This is a genomic window from Bacillus sp. ISL-57 (assembly GCF_018613135.1).
Classification (GTDB): domain Bacteria; phylum Bacillota; class Bacilli; order Bacillales; family DSM-1321; genus Peribacillus; species Peribacillus frigoritolerans.
This window is the reverse complement of the sequence record NZ_JAGGQV010000002.1, coordinates 83,553-96,985: the sequence shown is the minus strand read 5'-3', so window position 1 is coordinate 96,985 and position 13,433 is coordinate 83,553. Positions and strand designations below refer to the sequence as shown.

Genomic DNA, 13,433 nt, shown 5'->3' with positions numbered 1-13,433 from the left:
TATGACTAAATATACTAAAGATGACATTCTGAACAAAGCGGCCGAACTTGCTGAAATGATCGCCAGCACGGAAGAAGTCGATTTCTTTAAACGGGCAGAAGCTCACATCAATGAAAATCAAAAAATCCGTGAAATGATTGCGAGCATCAAGAGCTTGCAAAAACAGGCTGTAAACTTCCAACATTACGGCAAAGAGAAAGCATACAGTCAAGTTCAGGCCAAAATTGATGCACTTGAAAAACAATTGGATGAACTTCCTATCGTGCAAGAATTCAAACAATCCCAAGTGGATGTAAATGATCTTTTACAAATGGTCTCTTCACAGGTATCGAATAAGGTGACGGACCTGATTATTGAATCGACCGAAGGCGATGTCCTTCGCGGTGAGACAGGTTCACAGGTACAAGCAGGCGGCGGAAGCTGTTCATGAATATTAAAAAAGCCCTTCTGGTTTCAGAAGGGCTTTTTTAATATGCGGAAATCCTTATACAGTGCCCATTCGTGACACATATCCCAAAACTTGAGCATAAAATAACCTAGGTTTAAAACATTACAGCAGTTTTCAAACAATTAAAATTCTACGCACACTAGACTTTTACCACGCATAGGATGAATGGAAACTGTATGAGGAGGGTTCGCTAGCATGTCACAATATAGAGAGATAATTACTAAAGCGGTGGTGGCAAAAGGACGTAAATTCACCAAGTCCTCTCACACCATTTGCCCGGCTCATCATCCTTCTAGCATTCTAGGTTGTTGGATCATCAACCATAAATACGATGCAAAGAAAGTCGGCAAAAAGGTAGAAATTCACGGCAGCTACGAAATCAACGTCTGGTATTCTTATAACCAAAATTCAAAGACGGAAGTTGTAACTGAAAAAGTGCAATATACCGACGTTATTTCGCTGAAATACCGTGATCCCGATTGTCTTGATGACCATGAAATCGTTGCAAAAGCTGTCCAACAGCCGAATTGTTTAGAAGCTTGCATCTCCCCATGTGGACAAAAAATCATTGTCCATGTGGAAAGGGAATTCTTTGTGGAAGTCGTCGGCGAAACGAAAATTTGTGTCGCTGTAAGTCCAGATGGCCGCTGTGAGGATGACTGGGGCTCTGATTTCGATGATGAGGATTTCGAAGATTTAGATCCGGATTTCCTTGATGAATTCGAAGACGAATAGAATATAGAAATTAATACCGGATGACATTCCCTTCATCCGGTTTTATTTAATTTGAAGCGGGACAAGTCCCTATGGCTTTCCAGATACAGCCAGCTTAAAAAGTGAAGGATAATTGATTTACCATGCAATTTCGAATACAGGCCATGTTGCATTTTCGTATGTTATAATGAAGGACATAAATGTGTAATAGATTTTAGTTTGGAAAGGTTTTGAAGGAATGGCTGGATATACTCCGATGATACAGCAATATTTAAAAATTAAGGCAGAGTATCAAGATGCCTTTTTATTTTTTCGCTTAGGCGATTTTTATGAAATGTTTTTTGACGATGCACTGAATGCATCACAAGAGCTCGAAATCACATTAACGAGCCGAGAAGGCGGTAGTGAAGAGCGAATTCCGATGTGCGGCATTCCGTATCACTCGGCTGCTAATTATATTGATATATTGATAGAAAAAGGTTTTAAAGTAGCTATTTGTGAACAAACCGAAGATCCGAAGCAAGCCAAAGGTGTGGTACGCAGGGAAGTCGTCCAGCTGATCACCCCGGGAACGAAAATGGATAGTAAGGGTCTTCGTGAAAAGGAAAATAATTATATTGCCACCATCACTTATTTTACGGATGGTCAGTTTGGCTTTGGATATAATGATTTATCAACAGGGGAAAATAAGGTTACATTGATTGAGAGTTTCGAGGAAGTTCTGAATGAATTTGCCATCCTTGGTGCGAGTGAAGTTGTCATTGCCGAGGATTTCAATGAAGAATGGAAAAAAATCCTTCAAGAACGGGGCGCAGCCGCTCTATCCCTAGAGAGTAATTTGGTTCAAAGCGAGTCATTCGCTCCATTGCTTCATTTGTTAAAAGACCAGAAACTGGCGACAACGACCTCTCGCTTATTGAATTATCTATACCGTACCCAAAAACGCAGCCTGGATCATTTACAGCCAGTGCTTGCATATGAAACATCACAATATATGAAAATTGATTATTATAGCAAACGCAATTTGGAATTAACTGAAACCATTCGTTCCAAAGGTAAAAAAGGCTCATTATTATGGCTGCTTGATGAAACGAAAACAGCGATGGGCGGAAGGATGTTGAAGCAATGGATTGATAGGCCGCTCATTAATAAAAAACAGATCGAGCGGAGACAAAGCCTTGTTGAAACCCTGAAAAATCAATACTTTGAACGGCAGGACTTACGTGAACGCCTGAAGGAAGTGTACGACTTGGAGCGGCTTGCCGGAAGGGTGGCCTTCGGGAATGTAAACGCTCGGGACTTGATTCAGCTGAAGCGTTCCTTGCAACAGGTGCCGGTCATTCGTGAAATCGTGAAGTCAATGGCCTCCAATCAGGATATTTCAATCCTGGCCGATAAATTGGATCCTTGTGAAGAAGTGACGGATTTGCTTGAAACGGCGCTTGTAGAAAACCCTCCATTGTCCGTGAAAGAAGGGAATATCATTCAGGACGGTTTCCATAATGAGCTGGATACTTACAGGGATGCCAGCAGAAACGGAAAGACGTGGATTGCACAGCTTGAACGCGAAGAGCGGGAACGCACCGGGATCAAATCCTTGAAAATCGGATATAATCGTGTTTTTGGCTATTACATTGAAGTGACACGAGCAAATTTGCACCTGCTTGAAGAAGGCCGTTATGAACGGAAGCAAACTTTAACGAATGCCGAACGTTATATCACACCTGAATTGAAAGAAAAGGAAGCTTTGATTTTACAAGCAGAAGAAAAAAGCATCAGTTTGGAGTATGACCTATTCCTCAATCTTCGTGAAGAGGTCAAAAGCTATATCCCTCGCTTACAGGATTTGGCGAAGGGCGTCAGTGAACTGGATGTCCTGCAGTGCTTTGCGACGATTAGTGAAGAACGCCATTATGTGAAGCCTGTCTTTTCCGAAGATCGAAGAATCGTACTGAAGGAAGGCAGGCATCCAGTGGTTGAGAAAGTCCTTCAATCACAGGAGTATGTCCCCAATGACTGCTTCATGGATGGAGACCGGGAGTTACTCTTGATCACCGGGCCCAATATGTCGGGTAAAAGTACGTATATGCGTCAAATTGCGCTAACATCGATTTTAGCGCAAATTGGATGCTTCGTATCCGCTAGTATAGCTGAATTACCTATTTTTGATAAGGTATTTACCAGGATTGGCGCGGCAGATGATTTGATTTCCGGTCAAAGTACATTCATGGTCGAGATGCTTGAAGCAAGAAATGCCATCATGAATGCGACAGAAAACAGTTTGATATTATTTGATGAAATAGGCCGGGGAACATCAACTTATGATGGGATGGCGCTCGCTCAGGCCATCATTGAATATATTCATGAGGAAATTGGGGCAAAGACACTCTTTTCGACGCATTATCATGAATTGACTGTATTGGCAACGGAACTGCCAAAATTGAAAAATATCCATGTAAGTGCCATTGAGCAAAATGGAAATGTCGTTTTCCTTCATAAAATTAAAGAAGGGCCAGCAGATAAAAGCTATGGAATTCATGTGGCAAAGCTTGCTGATTTACCGGAGCAGTTAATAGTTCGGGCAGCTGCTATTTTAGCCCAGCTAGAGAATGAAAATGAACAGCCTGCTGCTGAAAAAGCACCTATTGCCGAAGTTGCTCCTGTGACATCCCTCAATGAGGCACAGCTTTCCTTCTTTGGGGAAGAAGCTCCTAAAGGAAGGGTGAATTCTTCACCAAAGGAAAAAAAGGTGCTGGATGACATAAAATCACTGGATATCCTTGAAATGACGCCGCTTGAGGCAATGAATACCCTTTATAAATTACAAAAGAAACTTAAATGAGAATTAAAGCGAGGCGATAAAAATGGGAAAAATCATACAGCTTGATGAGGCTTTATCTAATAAAATCGCAGCTGGCGAAGTTGTTGAACGCCCAGCCTCAGTCGTTAAGGAACTTGTGGAAAACGCAATAGATGCAAACAGTACCATTATAGAGATTGAATTGGTGGAGGCTGGACTTGGTTCCATTCGGATCGTGGATAATGGCGATGGGATTTTGGCGGATGACATGGAAGCGGCATTTAAACGTCATGCCACTAGTAAAATAAAAGATGAAAATGATCTCTTCCGAATCCGAACACTTGGCTTCCGCGGTGAAGCAATGCCCAGTATTGCTTCAGTTTCCCGTTTTGAAATGAAAAGCAGCACTGGCGAAGGGGTAGGAACGCGCATACTTCTTGAAGGAGGCATGGTTAAGGAACTTGAGGCTTCATCCAGCCGTAAAGGAACGGATATCCTGGTTTCCGACTTGTTTTTCAATACCCCTGCACGGTTGAAATATATGAAAACCATTCATACCGAGCTAGGAAATATTACGGATGTCGCTAACAGGCTCGCACTTTCGCACCCGGATGTTTCTATACGGCTAACACACAATGAGAAGCGTATCCTCCATACGAATGGTAACGGTGATGTCAGGCAGGTGCTGGCGGCAATCTATGGTACGAATATTGCCAAAAAGATGATTCCGGTTCAGGCAGGCTCCTTGGATTTCAAATTATCCGGATATATCGTCATGCCCGAGATCACCCGGGCTTCAAGGAATTACATTTCAACCATGATAAACGGGCGCTTCATTAAAAACTATGCGCTCGTGAAAGCAATCCTGGATGGGTATCATACACTTCTTCCAGTTGGACGTTTTCCAATCGCGTTGCTGAATATCGAAATGGATCCGATTCTTGTCGATGTCAATGTACATCCATCCAAAATGGAGGTAAGGCTCAGCAAGGAACAGGAATTGTACAGTCTAGTATCGGAAACGATTAAAGCTTCGTTTAAAAAGATGTCTCTAATACCAAGTGGATATACACCAGCAGCAAAGCCGGAACAGGTGAAAAGTGAGCAAACCACACTGGAATTGGACCATGTTGTGGAAAGCGGCAAGCGGGTCCTGGAAAAAGCCAAGAAAGAAGCTTCCCTCTTGAAGAATACCCTGATTCGGGAAAAGCAGGAACAAAAGAGTGATGTGGATCATAATGAAGATTTCAACCTTGAACCAATAAAGGAAATAATCTATAGCAATGAAAAGCAGCAAATGGAAGATGTCTATGTACCGGTCTTACAAGATGATGGAAGCAAACCATATTTCGAGTCAGCTGAAAAGTTTACAACCTACACTGTCGAACAAGAGGAGGAAATCGAGGCGAATGAACCCGACAGCAGCATCCCTCCGATGTACCCGATTGGGCAAATGCATGGAACATATATATTCGCCCAAAACGAAAAGGGTTTGTATATCATAGACCAGCATGCTGCCCAGGAACGGATCAAATACGAATATTTTAAAGAAAAAGTTGGTCGAGTTGAAAACGAACTACAGGATATGCTGGTCCCCATCACCCTTGAATTTTCAACGGACCAATGTATCCGGATAAATGAATATCGGCATGAGTTGGAAAAAGTGGGCGTCTTTTTAGAGGAGTTTGGCTATAACGCCTATATTGTCCGATCGCATCCACAATGGTTCCCTAAAGGAATTGAACAGGAAATCCTTGAGGAAATGATAGAACAATTGCTATCGATGAAAAAGGTCGACATCAAAAAATTGCGCGAAGAAGCAGCCATCATGATGAGCTGTAAAGCCTCCATAAAGGCAAACCGTCATCTTCGCAATGATGAAATCCAAGCACTTCTGGATGAACTTAGGCGTACAACCGATCCCTTCACATGCCCTCATGGAAGACCTATCATCATCTCGTATTCCATATATGAAATGGAAAAAATGTTCAAACGGATCATGTAATTAAAAGCAATGGAGAATCCTTATGTAATGGGGTTCTCATTGCTTTTTTTAGTTAAATGACAAACACTTATCTCTTTTTCCTGGAGCTTTTGTAAAGTTTTCTGCTGAAGAGTCATGATTTTGAATGTGTTAATCTTTCTGATACCACTTTAGAATTTTCTCCGATCTCCAACATTATAGTAGCAATTTAGCCAACCGCAAAAATGTAGTGAATGATCCGTTGTTATAGATGGGATCAGTTTGAGAATGTCTATATTATAAGAAGAAACTCGATAGAATATACAGAGTTTGTATAGCGGATAATTGTATCCAAGCGTATCATGGATTTTTAAAGCCCATAAAACACATTAGGTGACCATCATAATGTAAGATGTGGCGAAGTGAAAAACGGATCATGTAATTAAAAGCAATGGAGAATCCTTATGTAATGGGGTTCTCCATTGCTTTTTCGATTACGATTTATTAGTTGTATAGGCCCTCGAACAGGGGGAATCATGCTCCCGATATCTATCTTCAATAATAATGATACGGGGGATTGAGCTGATATTGATAGTTGTAAGCCGGAGCAGTATACATTTGGTTATCATAGTGATTAATATATTGAGGATATTGCTGCATGTCTTCTTCGGCCGCTCGATGGCAGTTGGCTGGCGGACCGATGAATGTTGATGGCTGAATTGGTGCAATTGCTTTTTTCCATTGGTTTTCATCCATGCAATAAGTATGAGCCATAATATTTGGAGGTGTCAATTTCAAGATATCTGAACCGAGGATCACCTCAGGTGTTGGTGCATTAAAAATGGCAAGCAGGTGGGTATTATCAGCATTAGCAACTTCATAATGCCACCAACCTTGTGGGACGTTGGCTACTTGACCGGGTTTAATGGGGTAATTTTGAATTTGCTTTGTAAATGGATTCAGTAAGGAAACGGTTGCCGCTCCAGAAATGCAATACACTAGCTCTGCTGCATTTTGGTGATAATGCGGTTCTACCACATTGTCTGTACTAAGGTAAATATCTAATAATGAAACATTTTCGAGGGTATTTAATTGTTTAACACCTAATGCATTAATATAGTTTTGATTGTCTTTTTTCATGAAATTGCTTTTATTGACATCGAAAAAGAATTGTGTGGATGGTGAAGTATAGTCCATATAGGAGACCATGAATTTATCATTCCTTTTTTTAAGACTTGATTTTTCAGGATATGTTATATCTTATTTTAATGTGCACTAACCCAGGCGTGTTTGCCTATCGAGCTGATAAGGGGTGCTGATGATACTGTCATTGAATGAATGATAGACAGTGACTTCGGGTAACGCATTAGTCATGGTTATTATATCAATATTATTTTATATATTTTTTAACCGAAACTACTAATCTGATTATTGGGTATAATCAAACTTTTAATAAGCAAAATTTCCCCATTGCGTTACTTTAAATTACAGTGATATAATATTCTCTGTGATTTTAAAGTTTAACATAGGAAGTGGCTAAATTGTCGAACAATTCAAAAGAGAGTAAATTCGTCCCGTACGTTTCTGCATCTAAATCTCTACCGGAATTGACTGCAACTGCAATCATTCTAGGGATCATTCTTGCAATCGTATTCGGGGCGGCAAATGCATACTTAGGCCTACTTATTGGTTTAACTGTCTCTGCTTCTATACCCGCGGCGGTAATTTCAATGGCCATATTAAGAGGGGTTTTTCGCAGGGATTCAATATTAGAAAACAATATTGTGCAAACGATGACCACGGCAGGTGAGGCTATTGGTGCCGGTGCTGTATTTACCATTCCGGCATTATTCATGTGGGACATGGACGTGAGTCAAGCATTCATCATTTTCGTAGTATTAACTGGGGGATTTTTAGGGGTCTTCATGATGGTTCCCCTTCGCCAGCTTTTGATTGTAAGGGAGCATGAAACATTACCTTATCCAGAAGGTACGGCATGTGCCGAGGTCCTGAAGTCAGGAGAAAAGGGCGGTACAAGCGCCAAACTAATCGGAGCAGGTTTGGTTATCGGCGGTGTTGTTAAAGGGCTTGGTGATGGGTTCAAGCTTTTCAAGACAGAGGTTGAAACAGGAATCACGAATTTTAAAAATGCAGTGGTCGGTCTTGACGCCTTTCCTTCCCTTTTGGGTGTAGGGTATATTATTGGACCGCGTGTTGCAGGACAAATGCTAGGTGGGGGTTTATTAGCCTGGGTCGTTTTAATACCAGCCATCAGCTTTTTTGGCGGAAACAATGGGACAGCCATTTTCCCTTCGGATGTACCGATCGGTGAATTGGATGCATGGGGAATCTGGGATAATTACATTCGCTATATTGGTGCTGGTGCCGTTGCAACAGGCGGATTGATCACTTTGATCAAAACATTACCAATACTTTTCAGTTCAGTTATCGATACTCTTAAAGGCGTAAAAGCCAATAAAGGACAACTAAAATCGGGTTCTATCCGTACAGAACAAGACATGCCGGCTAAATACGTTTGGTTGGGTACGATCATCGTAATTTTAATCATTGCTTTCACACCTATAACAGATGTGGGAATCATCGGTGCTATTGCAATCGCGATTTTTGGATTTTTATTCGTGACAGTGGCTTCAAGGGTTGTTGGAATCGTCGGAAGTTCTTCTTCCCCTGTTTCTGGAATGACAATCGCCACACTATTGATTGTAGCGATTGTCTATAAGGCAACTGGTTTTACTGGTACGACTGGAATGGTAGCCGCTTTAACGGTCGCTGCGATCATTTGTACAGCGCTTGCGGTTTCAGGCGATGTTTCTCAAGATCTAAAAACAGGATATATCGTTGGCGGAACACCATGGAAACAACAAGTTGCCATGATGATCGGTGTTGTCGCATCGGCTTCTGTCATTGGTTTTATCCTGGTTCTTATGGATAACGCATATACGATGGGGTCTGCAGACCTGCCCGCACCGAAAGCGGCACTTATGAAAATACTTGCCGAAGGTGTTCTAGGGGGAGATTTACCTTGGACTCTGATTTTTATCGGTGCGGCTATTTCCATTACATTAGAGTTTTTCGGTCTGAATTCACTTGTTGTTGCAGTGGGCATTTACCTGCCGGTTCATACTAGTGCGCCAATCATGATCGGTGGATTTATTCGATTCTTCGTTGAGTTCTTCTCGAAAACAAAAGAAGCGCTTAAAGAACGGGTTGACAGAGGTGTATTATTTGCCTCTGGTTTAATAGCGGGTGAATCATTGATTGGTGTTCTTATTGCCATATTGATCGCGGCAGGTGTTCAAGTTCCGGCTGCAGCTAAATTAGCCAGCAATTTGCTGCCATTCTTATTATTCCTTGCTTTAGCTGGATTGCTTTGGTTCGTATCCAGCAAAGGGAAAAAAGAAGATGCTTCGTAAACGCCAATCAAAAAAGAGGAACCTGTTAACCATGGTTCCCCTTTTGGAAAGACGTGTCACTATGGTACAAGAATCTTCGGAAGCAACTTTTTTGGTCATTCAAAGGACCAATTTTGTGGAACGAATGACCGTTCGTTTCTTTAAACAGCCATCAGTCCGTAAAATCAAGCTTGATAAGTTTGGAGCATATGCCATTAAACAGATGGAGTTACAAAGGAATGTAAATCAGATCTCTGGAGCGATGAGTGAACATTTTGGTGAGGAAGCGGAACCGGCCTTACCGAGGTTGATGAAATTCCTGGAAATTCTTGAGGTTCATGATTGGATCATATGGGATGATGAAGAAGAAAAATGAAAAAAGCTGAAGCACTTTTGGTTGCTTCAGCTTTTTTCTGTTTTGGTAAACAAGATTTACCACATCTGCATTTTATGTAATTGGACTATAGGTATAATTATTTGTGATAACTTTATATACATTGTATTCTTGTACTGTTAGTCATGATTAATAAAGCAAAACTATACATATTTTGAAGAGCAGACGGGTTATCATGGGAAGAGTCAAGGTAAAGAAGCATTAGTGACAGGTGGAGCTTCGAGTATAGGGTTATCCTTATCGACACTAATGGCTAAAGAAGGCGCAAAAGTCGTGATTGCTGATTTTAATGAAGCAGGAGCAAAAGAAGCGGCCAAAACATAAAAGGTATTCTTGGATGCTGGACAAGCAGAATCCATTCAGGCAACAGTCGACTTTACCATTGAACAATATGGAACGGATACGTTAATTGTTAATAATGTGGGTTTAACTAACCTGCATAAAGGTCTGGATGTCGTGAACTTAGATTTGGAAGAATGGGACCGACTTATGGACGTGAATTTAAAAAGTGTGCTATTGGGAGCAGGTTCGATATAAATACGGCCTCAATGGCTGGATTTACAGGTGACTCCGTACAATCCGCATATGGTTGCGTCCAAAACGGAGGTAGTGAAATTTGACTCGTTATATCGCTGCACAGTATGGCATAGATCATATTCGTTGTAATGGAGTGGCACCTGGCCTTATTTTAACTCCTGCAGCGAAAAATAATATGCCTCAGGCCGTACTCGATATTTTTGCCAAATTCAATGCATTGCCATATCATGGTGAAGCGGATGATATCGGTTATACAGTACTATTCCTTGCATCTGACGAGTCCAAATTCAGTACAGGTCAGACGATCCAAGTGGAAGGCGGTCATTATATAGCCAACCCAAGCATCTCCGATTTCAATGATTATGTAACGAAAGCAAAATCCAATTAATTATTGGACATTCATATAACAAAACCTTACCCTGGATAAGATCAACCCATTCCGGGGTTTTTAGTAGGAAGCCCTTTATTTAAAAAACATGAAGCAGGTGCATATAACATATGGAAGTAATGAATTATGATGAAATGCTGAATATCAGGACGGAAGGTGAACAAAAAAATTTCAATGATTCTTTGCATTACCACCGATACGAACCTACGCCATACAGCGCATTAGAACAGTTATTCAAAGAATATCCACTGAAAAGAAATGATCGCATTGTGGACTTTGGATGCGGTAAAGGACGCTTGAATTTTTTGATCCATCACTTCTATCAATCGTATGTGGTTGGCGTGGAGATGAACGAAAATTTCTATAAAGAAGCGATCGAGAATCTGAATGGCTACATGAAGAAAAGGAAAAACGACAATAACAATATAGAATTCCACTGTTGCTTGGCAGAAGAATATGATATTGATGCGCAAGACAATCATTTTTATTTCTTTAATCCGTTCTCGGTACAGATTTTCATGAAAATCATCAATAACATTTTGCTTTCCTTTGAAAAAGAACCGCGCCAAATCGAACTGATATTATATTATGCTTCACAGGATTATATTTTTTTCCTCGAAAATCAAACCGCCTTCGAGCTGAAAAAAGAAGTGATGTTACCTGGCATGACTGAATCTAATCCTTTTGAAAAATTCGTCATATACCAATTGGTATATTGAATGGAAATTCGTTTTTCGGCGATAAAAACACCCAAGCAATCTTTCATGGATGCTTGGGTGCAAAGAGTGAAGCCAAAAGGTGTTTAATATAAAGCGGATTGTAAATTCTTTTGGGGCTCATATTGTTTTTCTATATAAATTTGATGCCAAGTCATAAACGTCAAAATGGTCCAGAGCTTCCGGCTGTTGTCCGCTTTATTATTTACATGGTTTTCAAGTAATTCTATAATTTGCGCCTTATTAAAAAGGTAGTCAGTCGGGCTTTCTTGGATTAACCTTACTGCCCAATCGTATAACTCATCCTTCAGCCAATGTCGTATCGGAACAGGAAAGCCTAGCTTTTTTCTGCTCCATACATGTTCCGGCACTATCCCGCGGGCAGCTTTTCGGAGCATGTATTTGGTCGTTCCATTTCTCACCTTTTGATCCATATTAAGTTTTGAAGCCGTATTGAAAACGCATTTATCCAAAAAGGGAACTCTCACCTCTAGGGAATTCGCCATGGACATTTTATCTGCCTTCAATAAAATATCACCTTTTAGCCAAGTTTGAATATCAATGTTTTGCATTTGGGTTATAGGATCATACCCTAAAGAACTTGAGTAGATGGGATTTGTCACTTTCTCATTTTCTAAACCGTTGAGATAATTCACAAGTATTAGTTTTTTCTCTTTCTCTCCGAATATGTTTGCGTTCCCAATATATCGGTTTTCTAAAGGTGTCACTCCACGCTCTATAAAACTCTTTCCTCTAATACCTTCTGGCAAAACAGAGGAAATCGCCTTCAACACTTTGTTCAATGGTGTTGGAAAATAGGAAAACATGCGCAGGGAATGGGGCTCCCGGTATATATTGTATCCGCCGAATAACTCATCTGCCCCCTCACCGGACAAGGCGACCTTGACGTGCTTTTTAGCTTCCCGGGCGACAAAATATAGTGGAACGGCAGCGGGGTCCGCTAAAGGGTCATCCATATGCCAGATGATCTTCGGCAGTTCCGCCAAAAATTCTTCAGGACTTATGATATAACTTATATTTTCTACATTCAGTGCGGCTGCTGTTTCCCGCGCAACGTTTATTTCACTATATCCATCTCTTTCGAACCCAACAGAAAAAGTTTTGAACTTAGGGTTAATCTCTTTTGCGATGGAGCAGATAAATGATGAATCAATCCCGCCCGATAAAAAAGATCCAACTGGAACATCACTTCTCATATGGACGTTTACGGAATCCATCAGAGTGTCTTGTATTTCTTTTATGACCGTTGAATCGTCTATATTGGAAGGATGAAAAATAGGTTTCCAGAACCTTTTTATATCCATTTTCTTTCCTGGTTCTTTAGTGAAGTAATGTCCAGGTAATAACTTTTCAATATTCTTGGATAGGGTCGATGGTTCGGGAACATATTGAAAACTGAGAAAATGCTGTAATGAATTCATATCCAGCTCTTCATTCATGGCTGTCAAAATACTCTTTTTTTCTGATGCAAAATAAGTAACATCATCTTGCTCACAATAGAAAAAAGGCTTGATTCCAAAGTGGTCCCTTGCACCAAAAAGCTTTAGCTCGATTTTATCCCAAATGACAAAAGAGAACATGCCCCGCAATTTCTGGACAGTTTGCTCTTTTTGGCTACTAAAGAGGGCCAATATTACTTCTGTATCGGAATCTGTCGTAAACTCATATCCTTCATCAATAAGTTCTTTTCTTAGTTCAATATAATTATAGATTTCGCCATTGAAAAGGATCCAATATTTTTCATTTTCATATGAAAGGGGTTGGTTTCCATTATCTATATCGATTATGCTTAATCTCCTAAATCCAAAATTCACAAACTCATCAAAGAAATATCCTTCATCATCCGGACCCCTATGGGTAATGATCGTGTTCATCTTTTGAATCGTTTCTTTCATATTTGAATTTATGGCTTTCGGATATTCGTGAATACATCCAACAAAACCGCACATAAAATCCACCTGCCTAATTAATTAATAGTAAGAGATTCCCTAGTAACTTTTATGAATATTTTTAAATAATAGGTATAAAGTTGAATGCCA

10 protein-coding genes and 1 pseudogene are annotated in these 13,433 nt (G+C 40.5%); 9 read left to right on the top strand and 2 right to left on the bottom strand.

What is annotated here, in order from left to right:
• Nucleotide 1 precedes the first annotated feature (1 nt).
• The 4 genes from J7I90_RS03685 (at nucleotide 2) to mutL (ending at nucleotide 5,967) form a co-directional block, all read left to right on the top strand.
• Nucleotides 2-430: a YlbF/YmcA family competence regulator gene (locus tag J7I90_RS03685; RefSeq protein ID WP_034313499.1), complete on the top strand. Its 429-nt coding sequence runs from the start codon at nucleotides 2-4 to the stop codon at nucleotides 428-430.
• A 213-nt stretch (nucleotides 431-643) separates the two neighbouring features.
• The gene (locus tag J7I90_RS03680) at nucleotides 644-1,183 is read left to right on the top strand and encodes an outer spore coat protein CotE (protein ID WP_034313495.1); all 540 of its coding nucleotides are present in this window, start codon (nucleotides 644-646) and stop codon (nucleotides 1,181-1,183) included.
• 217 nt (nucleotides 1,184-1,400) lie between these two features.
• Nucleotides 1,401-4,004 (top strand): DNA mismatch repair protein MutS, encoded by a 2,604-nt coding sequence (gene mutS / locus J7I90_RS03675; protein WP_214768477.1) that lies wholly within the window; start codon nucleotides 1,401-1,403, stop codon nucleotides 4,002-4,004.
• 22 nt (nucleotides 4,005-4,026) lie between these two features.
• The gene (mutL, locus tag J7I90_RS03670; protein ID WP_214768476.1) at nucleotides 4,027-5,967 is read left to right on the top strand and encodes a DNA mismatch repair endonuclease MutL; all 1,941 of its coding nucleotides are present in this window, start codon (nucleotides 4,027-4,029) and stop codon (nucleotides 5,965-5,967) included.
• Between the two features lie 513 nt (nucleotides 5,968-6,480).
• Here mutL and J7I90_RS03665 read toward each other — a convergent pair.
• On the bottom strand, nucleotides 6,481-7,134 hold the full coding sequence (locus tag J7I90_RS03665) for a cupin domain-containing protein (RefSeq protein ID WP_214768475.1): 654 nt from the start codon (nucleotides 7,132-7,134) through the stop codon (nucleotides 6,481-6,483).
• A gap of 332 nt (nucleotides 7,135-7,466) precedes the next feature.
• Between J7I90_RS03665 and J7I90_RS03660 the strand changes: the two genes are divergently transcribed.
• The 5 genes and pseudogenes from J7I90_RS03660 (at nucleotide 7,467) to J7I90_RS03645 (ending at nucleotide 11,376) form a co-directional block, all read left to right on the top strand.
• A complete protein-coding gene (locus J7I90_RS03660; protein WP_214768474.1) occupies nucleotides 7,467-9,359 on the top strand; it encodes an OPT family oligopeptide transporter in 1,893 nt (630 codons plus the stop codon).
• Nucleotides 9,349-9,714 (top strand): PqqD family protein, encoded by a 366-nt coding sequence (locus J7I90_RS03655; protein ID WP_214768473.1) that lies wholly within the window; start codon nucleotides 9,349-9,351, stop codon nucleotides 9,712-9,714. Before J7I90_RS03660 ends, J7I90_RS03655 begins: the two co-directional genes overlap by 11 nt.
• Nucleotides 9,715-9,981: 267 nt before the next feature.
• Nucleotides 9,982-10,269, top strand: a pseudogene (locus J7I90_RS27210) (SDR family oxidoreductase).
• 79 nt (nucleotides 10,270-10,348) lie between these two features.
• Nucleotides 10,349-10,657: an SDR family oxidoreductase gene (locus J7I90_RS27205; RefSeq protein WP_251025093.1), complete on the top strand. Its 309-nt coding sequence runs from the start codon at nucleotides 10,349-10,351 to the stop codon at nucleotides 10,655-10,657.
• A 110-nt stretch (nucleotides 10,658-10,767) separates the two neighbouring features.
• The gene (locus tag J7I90_RS03645) at nucleotides 10,768-11,376 is read left to right on the top strand and encodes a methyltransferase domain-containing protein (RefSeq protein ID WP_214768472.1); all 609 of its coding nucleotides are present in this window, start codon (nucleotides 10,768-10,770) and stop codon (nucleotides 11,374-11,376) included.
• Between the two features lie 83 nt (nucleotides 11,377-11,459).
• Here J7I90_RS03645 and asnB read toward each other — a convergent pair whose 3' ends face one another.
• Nucleotides 11,460-13,343, bottom strand: a complete 1,884-nt coding sequence (asnB, locus tag J7I90_RS03640; protein WP_214768471.1) for an asparagine synthase (glutamine-hydrolyzing) — start codon at nucleotides 13,341-13,343, stop codon at nucleotides 11,460-11,462.
• Between the last annotated feature and the right edge of the window lie 90 nt (nucleotides 13,344-13,433).